The sequence below is a fragment of the Paracoccus aerius genome (genome assembly GCF_014656455.1).
In the GTDB taxonomy this organism is placed as follows: domain Bacteria; phylum Pseudomonadota; class Alphaproteobacteria; order Rhodobacterales; family Rhodobacteraceae; genus Paracoccus; species Paracoccus aerius.
Genome location: NZ_BNCL01000002.1, coordinates 289,169 through 303,839, shown reverse-complemented (window position 1 = coordinate 303,839; position 14,671 = coordinate 289,169). Strand labels below are relative to the sequence as shown.

Sequence of the window (14,671 nt, the reverse complement as noted above, 5' to 3'; positions counted from 1 at the left end):
GATGCGCTTTCTTCCCGTCGGCCCGCGCACGCTGCTGGTGGAACTGGCCGATCTGGACGCGACGCTGGCGCTGTTCGACGCGCTGCTGGCCGATCCGGTGGACGGCCTGGCCGAGATCATCCCCGCCGCCCGCACGCTGATGATCCGCGTGGGACCCGGCTTTGCCGCCGATGGTGCGCTTGCGGCGCAGATCATGGCGCGCCAGCCCGCGCCAGGGACAGTCCGCCAGCAGGGCGCGGTCGAAACGGTCGAGATCCCGATGACCTATGTCGGCCAGGATCTGGCCGATGTGGCGGCCCATATGGACCTGACCGTGGCCGAGGTGATCGCCGCCCATCAGGCCGCGACTTGGGCCGTGGCCTTCTGCGGCTTTGCGCCCGGCTTCGCCTACATGACCGGCAACGACCCGCGCTTCGACCTGCCCCGCCGCCCCGCGCCGCGCACGCGGATCCCGGCGGGATCGGTGGCGCTTGCGGCGCGGTTCTGCGGCATCTATCCGCAGGACACGCCAGGTGGTTGGCAGTTGATCGGCACGACAAGGGTGCCGATGTGGGATCTGTCCCGCGACCCGCCTGCCCTGCTGCGTCCCGGCGTTCGGGCGCGTTTCGTGGAAGGCGTGGCCGAGGTCCATCCCTCGGCGGCGATCCCCCAACCGCAGGGCCAGCCCGCGCTGACTGTTGTGCAGACCGCCTTTCCCATCGTCTTCCAGGACGAAGGCCGTCCCGGCCAGGGCGGGCAGGGTGTCTCGGCATCCGGCGCGCTGGACATTGCCGCAATGCGGCGGGCCAACCGTGCGGTCGGCAACCCCTCCGATGCGCCGGTGCTGGAAATCACCCTTGGCCCGGTGCGGCTGCGGGCGGACCAGCCGGTGACGCTGGCCCTGACCGGCGCGGGCCGGGCGATGGTGGAAGGGCAGCAGATGCCCACCGCTTTTGCCCTCGATGCAGGCGACGAAGTCACGATCCCGCCCCCCACCACTGGGATGCGCAGCTACCTGGCGCTGCGGGGCGGCTTTGACGTGGCTTCGGTGCTGGGGTCCGCCGCGACCGACACGCTGGCCTTTGTCGGCCCCGAGGCGCTGACCAGCGGCGCAGGGCTTTACGCCGCCAACCGTACCGCCACCGCCATCGCCGCGCCCGAGGATCAGCCCGCCTTGCCAAAACCCGGCGACGTGGTGGAACTGCCCGTGACGCTCGGCCCCCGCGCCGACTGGTTCTCGGACGACATGATCCAGCATTTCCTGTCCCAGGACTGGCTTGTCACCCCGCAATCGTCGCGCGTGGGCATCCGGCTGGAAGGCGATGCCATCACGCGCGACGATGCCCGCGAACTTCCCTCGGAAGGCACGGAAACCGGCGCCATCCAGATCCCCCATTCCGGCCAGCCCGTGCTGTTTCTGGCCGACCACCCACTGACCGGCGGCTATCCGGTGATCGCAACGCTGATGCCATCCGCGCTGGACTTGGCGGGCCAGATCCCGCCCGGCGCGCGCATCCGCTTCACCGCCGCCGCCCCCTTTCACGACATGAAGGTCCAGCCATGACCCTTTTCGCCACCGGCCCGACCCTGCCCCTGCGCCGCCTGCTGATCGCCAACCGGGGCGAGATCGCCGTCCGCATCATCCGAGCCTGCCGCGACGAGGGGATCGAAACCGTTGCCGTTTATGCCGATGCCGACCGCGACGCGCCCTTCGTGGGCATGGCGGACCAGGCCTTCGCGCTTGGCGGCGACAAGCCGGCTGAAACCTATCTGGACGGCGCCAAAATCATCGCCATTGCCCGGCGCGCGGGCGCCGATGCCATTCACCCTGGCTATGGCTTCCTGTCCGAAAACGCCGGTTTCGCGCAGGCTGTGCAGGATGCGGGCCTGATCTGGATTGGTCCCGATCCCGCCGTCATCACCGCCCTTGGCGACAAGATCGAGGCCCGCCGCATCGCCGAGGCCGTCGGCGCCCCCCTGGTCGCGGGCACGCCCGGCCCGGTCGAGACGCCGGCCGACGCCCTGGCCTTCGCCCGCCAGTACGGCCTTCCCATCGCCATCAAGGCAGCCTTTGGCGGCGGCGGGCGCGGCATGAAGGTCGCCTGGCGCCTGGAGGAGGTCGAGGAGCTGTTCCAATCCGCCACCCGCGAGGCGCTGACCGCCTTCGGGCGCGGCGAATGCTTCATCGAGCAGTTCCTGGACCGCCCCCGCCATATTGAGGCGCAGGTGCTGGCCGACCGCCACGGCACCGTCAAGGTGATCGGCACGCGTGACTGTTCCCTGCAACGCCGCAACCAGAAGCTGGTCGAGGAAGCCCCTGCCCCCTTCCTGACCGACGAACAGCGCCAACGCATCCACGACAGCGCGCGGGCGATCTGCGCCCATGCGGGCTATAGCGGCGCGGGGACGGTGGAATATCTTCTGTCCGCAAACGGCACGATTTCCTTCCTCGAGGTGAACACCCGTCTTCAGGTCGAACATCCCGTGACCGAGGAAACCACAGGCATCGATCTGGTGCGCGGCATGATTGCCGTCGCCCGAGGCGCAAGGCTGGCCGATGACACGGTCCCCCCCCCGCGCGGCCATTCCATCGAGTTCCGCATCAATGCCGAGGATGTGGGCCGCGGCTTCCTGCCCACCCCCGGCCCCATCGACGTATTCGCCGCCCCGTCCGGTCCCGGCATCCGGCTGGACAGCGGCGTAGTCGCGGGATCGACAGTCCCCGGCAGCTTCGATTCGATGATGGCCAAGCTGATCGTGACCGGAAGCACGCGCACTGAGGCCATCGCCCGCGCCCGCCGCGCCCTGGCCGAATTCCGCATCGAAGGCGTGGCAAGCGTCCTGCCCTTCCACCGGGCGGTGCTGGAACAGCCCGAGTTCCGGGCCGAGGATGGCAGCTTCGGCGTCCATACCCGCTGGATCGAGACCGACTTTGCCGACAGGTTGGCCCAGGCAGCGGTCCCCCATGCCCGCGTGGCCCCGGCGGGCGGCGCCCCCCTGTTGCGCGTCGCCGTCGAGATCGACGGAAAGCGGCATGAGCTTGGCCTGCCCGCGAACCTGATGGCGATGGCCCCCGGTGCGCCTGCTGCTGAACCCGCCCCGGAAGCGGACGATGCCACCGTGACTGCACCGGTCCCCGGCACCTTGACCGCTTGGCAGGTCGAGGACGGCGCACAGGTCGAGGCGGGCCAGGTGATCGCCGTGATGGAGGCGATGAAGATGGAAACCCGGGTCGAGGCGCACCGCGCGGGCCGCATCAGCCGGGTTGCAGAGGCAGGCGAGGTTTTGGGCTTCGGCGTCCCCCTGGCCCGGATCGTGGGCTGAAAAACAGCCTGCCCATGGCACGTCGGCCCGGGCAGCAGCGGATCAAGCGCAGCCGGTTGCCTTGCGGCGGCCGTGCAGAATGGCGATGCCCTCGAAATGCCGGTTGCAGGACCACATCGATGCGCCAACACGTTCCATGATGCGGAACCGATATCGTGCCTCAGTCACGAATCCACTCGCCGAAATCGAAGGGCAAGGTCATTTTTGTGTTGCCAGGCTGCGGAGATTGATCCTTATTCCTTCACTGAAGGGCATATCCGCGTCCACATCGTGAACGCGGAACCGGCGGGGAGGCCGGGTTGCCTTGGCGAGGGAGGAGGACGCGGATGCACCACACGGATGCGCAGGATGCCGAACTGGCGCTTGGCGGGATCGAGGCGCTGACCGAGCCGAAGCGTGCCGAGCGATGGATGCGACCCGTGGAAATCGCCGCGGCGGGCCTGCTGGTCATCATGATCGTCACCGTCCTGGCCAATGTCTTCTTCCGCTATGTCCTGGCCAAGCCGCTGATCTGGGGGGACGAGGTCGCCTCGATCAGCTTCATCTGGATGGCGATGCTGGGCGCGGCCCTGGCCGTCGACCGGCACGAACACATGCGGCTGACCGTGTTCCTGCCCCTTTTGCCCGAACGCCTGGCCCGCGTGCTGGAAATCGCGGGCAGCGTCTTGGTCTGCCTGTTGCTGCTGCGGCTGCTGCCCGTGGCCGTCGAATACGCTTATGAGGAATCCTTCGTCACCTCGCCCGCGCTGCAACTGCCGATGTCCTGGCGCGCATCCGCCCTGCCCGCCGGGATCGGGCTGATGGCGGTTCTGATGGTGCTGTCGGTGCTGCGCAGCCGCGAATGGACCGTGATCGGGGGAACGCTGGCTGTGGCGGGGCTGCTGGTGGCGCTTCTGTGGTTTGCCAAGCCCGCTGTTCTTGGGTTCGGCAACTGGAACCTGCCGCTGTTCCTAGGACTGTTTGCGGGCTTCCTTTTGATCATCGGCGTGCCCATCGCCTTCTGCTTTGCACTTGCTACCCTGGGCTATCTGACCTTCGCCACCAATGCCCCGGTCTTCGTGATGATGGGCCGTATCGACGAAGGCATGTCGTCCCTGATCCTGCTGTCGGTGCCGGTCTTCGTTCTGCTGGGCTGCATCCTGGACGCGACGGGCATGGGCCGCGCCATCGTCAGTTTCCTGGCCTCGATGTTCGGTCACGTGAAGGCGGGAATGAGCTATGTCCTGCTGGGATCCATGTTCCTGGTGTCCGGGATTTCCGGGTCCAAGGTGTCCGACATGGCGACCGTGGCCCCCGCGCTGTTCCCCGAGATGCGCAGGCGCGGCCATTCCGCCCCCGAGATGACCGCGCTGCTGGCGACCGGGGCCGCCATGGCCGATACCGTGCCGCCGTCCATCGTGCTGATCGTGCTGGGATCGGTGGCGGGCGTGTCCATTGCCGGGCTGTTCACCAGCGGCTTCGCCATCGCCATGGTGCTGCTGGTCGTGCTGGCGATCCTCGCCCGCTGGAAGGCGCGAGGCGAGCGGATGGAGGGCGTGCGCCGCGCGCCGCTGAACGTCATCGGCAAGACTGCCCTGATCGCGGCCCCCGCCCTGGTGCTGCCCTTCATGATCCGCAGCCTGGTCGGCGGCGGCGTCGCCACCGCGACCGAGGTCAGCACCATTGCCACGCTTTATGCCTTCATCATCGGCGCGGTGCTTTATGGCGGCATCCCCTTGCGCCGCGTTGGCGGGATGCTGGTGGAAACCGCCGCCATGTCGGGGGCGATCCTGCTGATCCTGGGCGCGGCCTCGGCGATGGCCTGGGCACTGACGCAATCGGGCTTCGCGCGCGACCTGATGACCCTGGTCACCGGCCTGCCGGGCGGGTGGGTCGTCTTCATGCTGGCATCCATCGCGATCTTCCTTGTGCTGGGCTGCATCCTGGAAGGACTGCCCGCCATCGTGCTGCTGGCGCCGATCATGTTCCCCATCGCCCGCGGCCTGGGGATCCACGATATCCATTACGCCATGGTAATCGTCACGGCCATGAACATCGGGCTGATGGCACCGCCCATCGGCATCGGCTTCTATATCGCCTGCAAGATCGCCAACGTGCCGGCCGAGCAGGTCATGATGAAGATCTGGCCCTATCTGGCCGCGCTGATGGTGGGCCTGCTGGCCATTGCCGCCGTGCCCTGGTTCTCGACCGCCTTGCTTTAACCGTTGCTTGATACCTCAGGGAGGAGGAGTTTCATGAGCATCACCCGCCGCACCATCCTGCTGGGCGCCGCCGCAGGCGCGCTTGCCACGCCGTTCATCCGGGTCCGCCCCGCGATGGCCGCCGAATTCAGCTACAAGGTGGCCAACAACCAGCCGCTGGACCACCCCAGCAACATCCGCCTGGCCGAGGCGCAGAAGGCGATCCTGGAAGCCACGTCCGGGCGGTTCGACCTGCAGATCTTCCCATCGAACCAGTTGGGCGCGGATACCGACGTGCTGGGCCAGTTGCGGTCGGGCGGGGTCGAGTTCTTCCAGCTGTCGCCGGTGATCCTGTCCACGCTGGTCCCCAATGCCTCGATCAACGGCGTGGGCTTCGCCTTCCCGGACTACGATACCGTCTGGAAGGCCATGGACGGCGAGTTGGGCGCCTATGCGCGCGGCCAGATCGAAGGCGCGGGCCTGGTCGTGATGGAAAAGATCTGGGACAACGGCTTCCGGCAGATCACCTCGTCCACGAAGCCCATCACGACGCCCGCCGACCTGGAAGGCTTCAAGATCCGCGTCCCCGTGTCGCCGCTGTGGACTTCGCTGTTCACGGCCTTCGGATCTGCCCCGGCCTCCATCAACTTCGCCGAGGTCTATACCGCCCTTCAGACCGGCATCGTGGACGGGCAGGAAAACCCGCTGGCGATCATGAAGGTCGCCAAGCTGTGGGAGGTGCAGAAATACTGTTCCATGACCAACCACATGTGGGACGGCTTCTGGATGCTGGGCAACCGTCGCGCCTGGAACGCCCTGCCCGAGGATGTGCAGCAGGCCGTGGCCGACAGCTTCAATGCCTCGGCCCTGAAGCAGCGCGAGGACATCGCCGCGATGAACGCCACGCTGAAGACCGACCTGGAAGCCCAGGGCTTCGTCTTCAACGACGCCGATCCCAAGGCTTTCGAGGACAAGCTGCGCGAGGCGGGCTTCTATCAGGAATGGAAGACCACCTATGGCGACGAGGCCTGGGCCATCCTGGAAGCCGCCATTGGGCGGACGCTGGCCTGATGAAGGACGGCGCGGCCCCTTCCGACACCGGCGGCACGCAGGCGGTGGCGCGTGCGCTGTCGCTTCTGTCGCTGGTGGGACGGGGCGGCGCGCAGGGCCTGGGGCTGGCGCAAATCGCGGCGGCTTCGGGCCTTGCGCGGCCCACGGCGCGTCGGCTGCTGCTGGCGCTTGGCGCTGCGCGGATGGTCGAACAGGACCGCGCGACGCGCCGCTATCACCTGGGGCCGGAAACCTATCTGCTGGCGGGCTTTGCCACCGAACGCCACGGCATCCTGCACCATGCCCGCGACAGCATGGTCAGGCTGGCGCGCGAGACCGGCGATACGGTGCTGCTGACCGTGCCGCAGGACGACCATACCCTGTGCCTTGAACGGATCGAGGGCGATTTCCCGGTCCGCACCCATGCCCTGATGCGCGGCGACCGCAAGCCGGCGGGCGTCGGCGCGGGCGCCCTTGCAATCCTGGCGGCCCTGCCCGAGGCCGAGGCGGCGGCGCTGCTTGCGCGCGTGGCGCCCTTGGTGGGCGAGTGGATGTCAGGCCTGCAGGAGGATCTGGCCCATGCCCGCGCCCATGGCCATGCCCTGAACCCCGGCCGCATCGTGCCGGGTTCCTGGGGCCTTGGGGTTGCGATACCTTGGCCCGACGGGCGGCCTGCGGGGGCACTCTCCATCGCCGCCATCGAGAACCGCATGACCCCGGCGCGGCAGGCCGACCTGGCCGCCGCGCTGCATCGCGAGGCCGCGCTGATCGCCGCGCGCCTTGCCGAACTTGAAAGGACTATCGCATGACCGATCCCCTGATCGTCGGCTGGGCGCACACCAAATTCGGCAAGGCCGAGGCGCCCGACACCATGGCCCTGATGGCCGAGGTCGCCCTGCCTGCCCTGGAACATGCCGGCATCGCGCCCGATGCCGTGGATGGCATCTTCACCGGCGTCTACAACAACGGCTTCCAGCGGCAGGACTTCCAGGGCGCGCTTGTGGCAATGGGCAGCCCGGAACTGGCGGGCGTGCCCTTCATGCGCACGGAAAACGCCTGCGCCACCGGATCGGCCGCGCTTTATGCCGCCGCCGACTTCATCGCGTCCGGGCGCGGCAAGGTGGCCCTGGTGATCGGGGCCGAGAAGATGACCGCCATTCCCATCGCCGATGTGGGCGGCGTGCTGTTGTCGGCCAGCTTCGTGGCCGAAGAGGGCGACACGCCCGGCGGCTTTGCGGGCGTCTTCGGGCGGATCACCGACAGCTACTTCCAGCGGAACGGCGACCGGTCCGAGGAACTGGCAATGATCGCCGCCAAGAACCACGAAAACGGCACGCGCAACCCTTACGCCCATATGCAGAAGGCCTTCGATCTGGCCTTCTGCAACACGCCCTCGGACAAGAATCCGCTGGTCGCGGGGCCGCTGCGGCGCACCGATTGTTCGCTGGTCTCGGACGGGGCGGCAGCGATCGTGCTGGCCGCGCCCGAGGTGGCGGAAACCCTGACCCGCGCCATCCGCTTCCGCGCCCGCGCGCAGGTGGGCGACATGCTGGCCCTGTCGCGCCGCGACCCGACCGAATTCGCGGGCGCCCATCGCGTCTGGGGCAAGGCCCTGGACCAGGCGGGGCTGGCCATCACCGACCTGTCGCTGGTCGAAACCCACGACTGCTTCACCACCGCCGAGATGATCGAATACGAGGCGATGGGCCTTGCCCCCCGCGGCCAGGGCTGGCGCGTCATCCGCGAGGGCACGACCCGCATGGACGGCGCGCTGCCCGTGAACCCCTCGGGCGGGCTGAAATCGCGCGGCCATCCCATCGGCGCGACGGGCGTGTCGCAGCATGTGATGGCCGCGATGCAACTGACCGGGGATGCGGGCGCGATGCAGGTGCCGGGCGCCGAACTGGCCGGGGTCTTCAACATGGGCGGCACGGCCGTCGCCAACTACTGCTCGATCCTGGAACGAGAGAAATGACCGATCCCGCTGGCGGGCTGGCGCCTGTGTCCACCCGCGTGATGAACCTTGCCACCTTCCTGGCCCGGGCCGCCCGGCGCAATCCCGACGGGGTGGCCCTGGTCATGGGCGATACCCGCTGGACCTGGGCGGAATGGAACGCCCGCACCGACGCCCTGGCCCATGCGCTGCAAACCCGCTTTGGCCTGCAAAAGGGCGACCGGGTGATGTGCCAGTCGCAGAACTGCACCGAGATGATGCAGGCCATGTTCGCCGTCTGGCGCGCGGGCGGCGTCTGGGTGCCCGCCAACTTCCGCCAGACGCCGGATGAGGTCGCCTATCTGACCCAGGCATCCGGCGCCTCGCTGATGTTCTGCAACGCGGGCTTCCCGGATCACGCGGCGGCCTGCGGCGTCACGACCCTGGTCTTTGGCGCGGCGGATTTCGGGCCGGACGTGACGGCGATCACCGCGGACCACATGGGCCAACGCCCCCAGGTGGCCCCGGTGGATCGCGACGATCCCTGCTGGTTCTTCTTCACATCCGGCACCACGGGACGGCCCAAGGCATCCGTCCTGACCCATGGGCAGATGGCCTTCGTGGTCACGAACCACCTGGCCGACCTGATGCCGGGGCTGACGGCGGATGACGCCTCGCTGGTGGTGGCGCCCCTGTCGCATGGCGCGGGGGTGCATCAGCTGACCCAGGTGGCGCGGGGGGTGAAGACGATCCTGCTGCCCACGGAACGCTTCGACGTGGCGCAGGTCTGGGATCTGGTGCGCGAATGGCGGGTGTCCACGATGTTCACCGTGCCCACGATCCTGAAGCTGCTGGTGGAACATCCCTCGACGGCCGGGGCCGACACGTCCTCGCTGCGCTATGTCATCTATGCAGGCGCGCCGATGTATCGGGTGGACCAGCAGAAGGCGCTGCGGACGCTTGGCCCCGTGCTGGTCCAGTATTTCGGCCTGGGCGAGGTCACGGGCAACATCACCGTCCTGCCCGCCCACCTGCACCAGGCCGAGGACGGCCCCACGGCCCGCATCGGCACCTGCGGCTACGCCCGCACCGGGATCGAGATCCAGATCCAGGACGATCAGGGCCGGGAGGTCGCGCCGGGCGAGACCGGGGAAATCTGCTGCATCGGCCCCGCCGTCTTCGCGGGCTATTACAACAACCCAGAAGCCAACGCGAAATCCTTCCGCGACGGCTGGTTCCGCACCGGCGATCTGGGCCATATGGACGATGGGGGCTTCGTCTACATCACCGGGCGGCAGTCGGACATGTTCATTTCGGGCGGGTCCAACGTCTATCCGAGAGAGATCGAGGAAAAGATCCTTACCCATCCCGCCATCAACGAGGTCGCGGTGCTGGGTGTCCCCGACCCCCTGTGGGGAGAAATCGGCTGGGCGGTCTGCGTGGCGAACACCCCCGTGGCCGAGGAGGACCTGGCCGCCTTCCTGGACGGGAAGCTGTCGCGCTACAAGATGCCCAAGCGGTTCCTGTTCTGGGATGCGCTTCCGAAGTCTGCCTATGGCAAGATCACCAAGAAGATGATCCGCGAGGAACTGGAAGCCCGCGGCATGATCGCATGAATCAGCGAATGATCCATCCCGGCCCGCGCGCTGCGGAACGCGCGGTGGCGGTGCCTGCGTCCCTGCGGCGGATTGGGGGCGTGCTGCCCGCCGGACGGACGGTGATGACGGCAGTGGCGCGGCTGTTCGCGGATGCGGGCTGCAAGGGCGGCGTGGTCTGGCTGGACGACGTGACCTGCGACCCGATGCGCTTCGTGCTGCCCGCGCTCTCGACCGATGGCATTCATGCCGCCTGGTATTCGGACACCCATGCGCCGGATGGCCCTGTCGGCATTGACAGGGCTACGGCCACCGTCGGCTGGAAGGACGGCGCGCCCTTCCTGCATTGCCACGGCACCTGGGGGGGAACGATGGGCCACCTGCTGCCGCTCGATTCCGTGCTGGCGGCGGATGCGCGCGTCACCGGCATCGGCACCCCGGATGCCTGGTTCGAGGCCATGCCGGATGCGGAAACCGCCTTCACCCTGTTCACCCCGCAGGGCGGCGGCGCCGGCACCGGCCTTCTGGCCCGGATCCGGCCGGGCGAGGATGTGGTCACGGCCATCGAAGCCCTGTGCGCCCGCCACGGCATCGCGGATGCGCGGCTCCACGGCGTGGGCAGCATCGACCATATCCGCTTCACGGATGGCGGCCGCATGGACTGCCATGCCACCGAATTGCGGCTGGACGGGGCCGCGCTGGCCCAGGGCCGCGCCACCGTCCCGATCGAGGTCGTGGACATCGCGGGCACCATCATGCGCGGCACGCTGGAGCGGGGCATGAACCCCGTCGGCGTGACGCTGGAACTGATCGTTGAAAGGACGGACACATGACGCAGGACGCCAAGGTGGCAATCGTGACCGGGGGTTGCCGGGGCATCGGCCTGGCCGCGACCGAGATTTTCCTGGAACAGGGCTGGCGCGTCGCCGTCGTGGACCGCGACGTCGAGGAACTGCACCGCACCTGCGATCCCATGGAGAACGTCCTTGCGGTCGAAGCCGACATTTCGGACCCGCAAAGCGTCGATGGCGTGATCCGCAGCGTGGTCGGCCAGTGGGGCCGCGTCGATGCCCTGGTCAACAATGCGGGTGTTGCGCTGTTTTCCCGCGTGGGCCAGACCAGCTTCGAGCAGTGGCGCGAAGTAATGGCCACGAACCTGGACGGCGTATTTCTTTGCACCCAAGCAGCGGTCCCGGAACTGGCGAAAACCAACGGCGCCATCGTCAACATCGCCTCGATTTCCGGGCTGCGGGCATCGACGCTGCGGGTGGCCTATGGCACGTCCAAGGCAGCCGTCATTCACCTGACCAAGCAATTCGCGGCCGAACTGGGCGAACAGGGCATCCGCGTCAATTGCGTGGCGCCCGGCCCGGTCAGGACCAAGCTGGCAATGGCCGTCCATGCGCCGGAAATCATCAGCGCCTATTACGACGCCATTCCCCTGAACCGCTATGGCGAGGCGCGCGAGATTGCCGAAGCCATCGTCTTCCTGTGCTCGGACAAGGCCAGTTTCATCAGCGGGCAGACGCTGGCGGTCGATGGGGGATTCGATGCCACCGGGGTCGGCCTGCCCGCGCTGCGCCGCGAAGAGGGAACCCAACGGACGCCTTGAATAGCCGCTATTGCGGAAGCATTTGAAAATGCTTGTTCCGGGTTTATTTTAAAACCGGTAATTCAACTTATATATTATCCTTCATTATTTGTAGATTCATCCCGCGATTAATGATATTTATTGCTTCGAGGATTAATTGCCCGGCGGAATAACGGCCCGGAAATCCCGCTAACCGCATTTCTGCGGAACTGCATTATTCGGCGTGTATTCGCGCCGATTTGATCACGATTGCCCGGAGTTTACCATGTTGTTTTCTCTCAGCCACGGAACGCGCATCGTCCAGGATACGGCCGCACTGCAGCCCGTGCCTTCAGACGGTCCCCCCAGCCCCCCCTTTGCCCGCGGCGCGGCGGTTCTTGAAAACCCCGCCGAGGCGCTTGAGCGCCTGGATGCCAAGCCGATCTCGGCCGTTGTCGAGGGCGCAGTGGCAAGCACCGCCACGGCAGCCACGCGTTCGATGGCGATATCCACGGCGCCGGGGGCTTTCCGCTATCTGTTCCGCGATGCGCCCGGCCTGCCTGCCGGCCCCGCGACGCTGGCGGCGCTTGACCAGCTTGCCGAAAGCATGGCGGTCGAGACGACGGACCCCGGCGACGCCTCGATCCCGCCGATCCTGACCTATTTCGGCCAGTTCATCGACCACGACATCACCGCCAATACCGATCGCGAGGTTCCCGGCCTGTCCGAGATCGTGGGCGATATCGACCCGATGGACCGGGTGCAGGTCGAACAGGGGTTGGACAACCTGCGCGAAGGGACGCTGGCGCTTGACAGCCTTTACGGGGATTCGCCCGGTCAGGGGGCCTTCGCGACCAAGCTGGCCCAACTGATGCGTCACCCGACCTTCACCGACAAGATGCGTTTGGGTGTCACGGCCGATTCCGGCGATGGCCGGCCGCCGCTGCCCGCCGATCCTGCGGCGGATCTGCTGCGGCTTGGGTTCCTCCTGGACCGGGGCGATATCACGGAAGCCGAGCTGAATGCCCTGGATCCCGCCCTGCGCGACAATTTCGTCGATGCTGACGGCCCGATCCGCAGCCGGGCCATCATCGGCGACGGGCGCAACGATGAAAACCTGCTGGTGGCGCAACTGCATGTGGCCTTCCTGCGCCTGCACAACCGGATGGTGGACCTCGGCCACGATTTCGAGGAAGCCCGGCGCCTGACCCGCTTTCATTACCAGTGGCTGGTCTTGAACAGCTTCCTGCCGGGAATTTGCGCAAACGATGTCGTGGACGAGGTGCTGGCCACCGGGGCGCCGCTTTACGCCGAGTTCCTGGCCGACAACCCGCCTGCTAATCCCGCCAAGTTGCCGATGCCGCTGGAGTTCTCGGTCGCGGGCTTCCGCTTCGGCCACTCGATGGTGCGCGGCGGCTATGATCACAACCGCTTCTTCGGCACGCCCGTTGCCGGGTCCACGCAGATCCTGCCCTTTGCCAGCTTCGAATTGCTGTTCGCCTTTACCGGCGGCGGCAAGATGCGGCCCGATTCGTCACTGCCACCGGGGACCAATCTTCCCGGAAACTGGGTGATCGAATGGGACCGCATGGTCAATGCCGAAACGCCACGGCGTTCAGCCCGCAGGATCGACACCCATCTGGCCCCGCCCCTGGACGACATGGTGAACCAGGCGTCCAGGCCGGGCACCCCGCCGATGATGAAGCGGCTGGCCATGCGCAACCTGCGGCGCGGATACCGGCTGAACATGCCCTCGGCCCAGGCCCTGATCGAGGCGATCAACGCGACCGGGCTTTATCGCCCGATCCCGGTGCTGACGCCCGAGCAGGTCTCGGAGGGACGCGATTTCCTGGTGGCCCCCGGCCTGGATGCCGCGACTCCGTTGTGGTTCTATGTCCTGCGCGAAGCCGAACTGGTCGGCGGCAACCACCTGGGGGCGCTTGGCAGCCATCTGGTCGCCAACACGCTGATCGGGCTGGTGGTCAACGACGCCGGTTCCTACTGGAACGCCAAGATCGACGGGCACCGCTGGTCGCCGCATCTGTTCCAGCCGTCCCAGCCGATCGACAGCCTCAAGGCAATGCTGCGCTTTACCGGGCTTCTGGCCTGAGGACGCCTGCCATGCCATCGCCCTGGCCGTACTGATCGGCCAGGGCCTGCACCATCTGGCGACCCAGGGGGCCTGGCCTGCGATGCGCGGGCCAGGCCACGACCACGGTGCGGACCGGATGGAACTGCATGTCCTCGCAGGTCAGGCGCATGACCTCGCCCCGCGCGATCTCGGGCTCGAAGGTGCGGCTGGCGGAAAAGCACCAGCCAAGCCCCGCCGTCACCATCGACTTGATGGATTCGACATCGTTCACCGTCCACACATCGGTGGAAAACAAACGTCCCACCCGCTCCATGTCGATCTGCGGGGACCCCACGTAATAGATCTGCCGTTCCCGGTCAAAGGCGCGCATCGCCAGCGGCTGCGGCAGCCCCGCCAGCCGGTGCCCCGTCGCGCAGACCGGGCCCAGCGTCTCGGTCCCCAGGTGGCGGGCGGCGATGTCCGAGGGGATCGCGGCGGCCAGCGTCAGGGCAAAGTCGAAGTTCCCGATCCGCAGGTCGTCCCACAGCGTTGCCAGCGATGAATTGAAGAACTGGAACCGGGCGTGCGGATGATCCGCCGCGAAGGCCCGCAGGGCCTGGTTCAGGTCCGCGCGGGGAAACAGCACGTCGATCAGCACCCGCAGCCGCGTTTCCTCGCCCTTTTCCAGCGATTGCGCATGGGTGGTGAAGCTGCGGGCGCGTTCGACGACGCTGCGCGCCTCGGCCAGCAGCACGCGGCCGCGTTCGGTCAGCTCGGCCCGGCTGGTGCCGCGCCCCAGCAGCGGAAAGCCGCATTGTTGTTCCAGTTGCGCCAGCGAATAGCTGACGGATGAAATCGGCCGCCGCAATCCCTTGGCCGCCGCCGTCAGGCTGCCCGTGTCGGCGATGGCGCAGAAGGCCCGCAGGTGATCGACCAGATTCGGATGCATTTCAAGAATCCTGAAACGGT

General features: G+C 67.4%; 11 protein-coding genes. 10 read left to right on the top strand and 1 reads right to left on the bottom strand.

Annotated features, from left to right (window positions below; translation table 11 throughout):
- Position 1 precedes the first annotated feature (1 nt).
- The 10 genes from IE224_RS03635 (at position 2) to IE224_RS03590 (ending at position 13,741) form a co-directional block, all read left to right on the top strand.
- Positions 2-1,543 carry a 5-oxoprolinase subunit B/C family protein gene (locus tag IE224_RS03635; protein ID WP_191308134.1) on the top strand — a complete coding sequence of 514 codons (1,542 nt, stop codon included), beginning with the start codon at positions 2-4 and terminating at the stop codon, positions 1,541-1,543.
- On the top strand, positions 1,540-3,303 hold the full coding sequence (locus IE224_RS03630) for an acetyl/propionyl/methylcrotonyl-CoA carboxylase subunit alpha (protein WP_229849227.1): 1,764 nt from the start codon (positions 1,540-1,542) through the stop codon (positions 3,301-3,303). The genes IE224_RS03635 and IE224_RS03630 overlap by 4 nt, the downstream gene beginning before the upstream one ends.
- 326 nt (positions 3,304-3,629) lie before the next feature.
- Complete coding sequence (locus tag IE224_RS03625; RefSeq protein WP_191308133.1) at positions 3,630-5,504, top strand: TRAP transporter large permease; 1,875 nt, start codon at positions 3,630-3,632, stop codon at positions 5,502-5,504.
- A 33-nt stretch (positions 5,505-5,537) separates the two neighbouring features.
- Positions 5,538-6,554, top strand: coding sequence for a TRAP transporter substrate-binding protein (locus IE224_RS03620; RefSeq protein WP_167620838.1), 1,017 nt, complete (start codon positions 5,538-5,540; stop codon positions 6,552-6,554).
- Complete coding sequence (locus IE224_RS03615; protein ID WP_191308131.1) at positions 6,554-7,342, top strand: IclR family transcriptional regulator; 789 nt, start codon at positions 6,554-6,556, stop codon at positions 7,340-7,342. The genes IE224_RS03620 and IE224_RS03615 overlap by 1 nt, the downstream gene beginning before the upstream one ends.
- Entirely contained in the window at positions 7,339-8,508 is a 1,170-nt protein-coding gene (locus IE224_RS03610) for an acetyl-CoA acetyltransferase (RefSeq protein ID WP_191308129.1), read from the top strand. Before IE224_RS03615 ends, IE224_RS03610 begins: the two co-directional genes overlap by 4 nt.
- Entirely contained in the window at positions 8,505-10,082 is a 1,578-nt protein-coding gene (locus IE224_RS03605; RefSeq protein WP_191308126.1) for an acyl-CoA synthetase, read from the top strand. The genes IE224_RS03610 and IE224_RS03605 overlap by 4 nt, the downstream gene beginning before the upstream one ends.
- An 8-nt stretch (positions 10,083-10,090) precedes the next feature.
- The gene (locus tag IE224_RS03600; RefSeq protein ID WP_202380077.1) at positions 10,091-10,894 is read left to right on the top strand and encodes a PCC domain-containing protein; all 804 of its coding nucleotides are present in this window, start codon (positions 10,091-10,093) and stop codon (positions 10,892-10,894) included.
- Entirely contained in the window at positions 10,891-11,673 is a 783-nt protein-coding gene (locus IE224_RS03595; protein WP_191308122.1) for an SDR family NAD(P)-dependent oxidoreductase, read from the top strand. The genes IE224_RS03600 and IE224_RS03595 overlap by 4 nt, the downstream gene beginning before the upstream one ends.
- Positions 11,674-11,917: 244 nt before the next feature.
- The gene (locus IE224_RS03590; protein WP_191308120.1) at positions 11,918-13,741 is read left to right on the top strand and encodes a peroxidase family protein; all 1,824 of its coding nucleotides are present in this window, start codon (positions 11,918-11,920) and stop codon (positions 13,739-13,741) included.
- On the opposite strand, the gene IE224_RS03585 is transcribed toward IE224_RS03590, so the two are convergent.
- A complete protein-coding gene (locus IE224_RS03585) occupies positions 13,722-14,651 on the bottom strand; it encodes a LysR family transcriptional regulator (RefSeq protein WP_191308118.1) in 930 nt (309 codons plus the stop codon). The genes IE224_RS03590 and IE224_RS03585 overlap by 20 nt on opposite strands.
- Positions 14,652-14,671: the final 20 nt, after the last annotated feature.

Coding starts and splice junctions, on each gene's coding strand:
- IE224_RS03635 (WP_191308134.1), top strand. CDS start 2: ATGCGCTTTCTTCCCGTCGGCCCGCGCACGCTGCTGGTGGAACTGGCC.
- IE224_RS03630 (WP_229849227.1), top strand. CDS start 1,540: ATGACCCTTTTCGCCACCGGCCCGACCCTGCCCCTGCGCCGCCTGCTG.
- IE224_RS03625 (WP_191308133.1), top strand. CDS start 3,630: ATGCACCACACGGATGCGCAGGATGCCGAACTGGCGCTTGGCGGGATC.
- IE224_RS03620 (WP_167620838.1), top strand. CDS start 5,538: ATGAGCATCACCCGCCGCACCATCCTGCTGGGCGCCGCCGCAGGCGCG.
- IE224_RS03615 (WP_191308131.1), top strand. CDS start 6,554: ATGAAGGACGGCGCGGCCCCTTCCGACACCGGCGGCACGCAGGCGGTG.
- IE224_RS03610 (WP_191308129.1), top strand. CDS start 7,339: ATGACCGATCCCCTGATCGTCGGCTGGGCGCACACCAAATTCGGCAAG.
- IE224_RS03605 (WP_191308126.1), top strand. CDS start 8,505: ATGACCGATCCCGCTGGCGGGCTGGCGCCTGTGTCCACCCGCGTGATG.
- IE224_RS03600 (WP_202380077.1), top strand. CDS start 10,091: ATGATCCATCCCGGCCCGCGCGCTGCGGAACGCGCGGTGGCGGTGCCT.
- IE224_RS03595 (WP_191308122.1), top strand. CDS start 10,891: ATGACGCAGGACGCCAAGGTGGCAATCGTGACCGGGGGTTGCCGGGGC.
- IE224_RS03590 (WP_191308120.1), top strand. CDS start 11,918: ATGTTGTTTTCTCTCAGCCACGGAACGCGCATCGTCCAGGATACGGCC.
- IE224_RS03585 (WP_191308118.1), bottom strand. CDS start 14,651: ATGCATCCGAATCTGGTCGATCACCTGCGGGCCTTCTGCGCCATCGCC.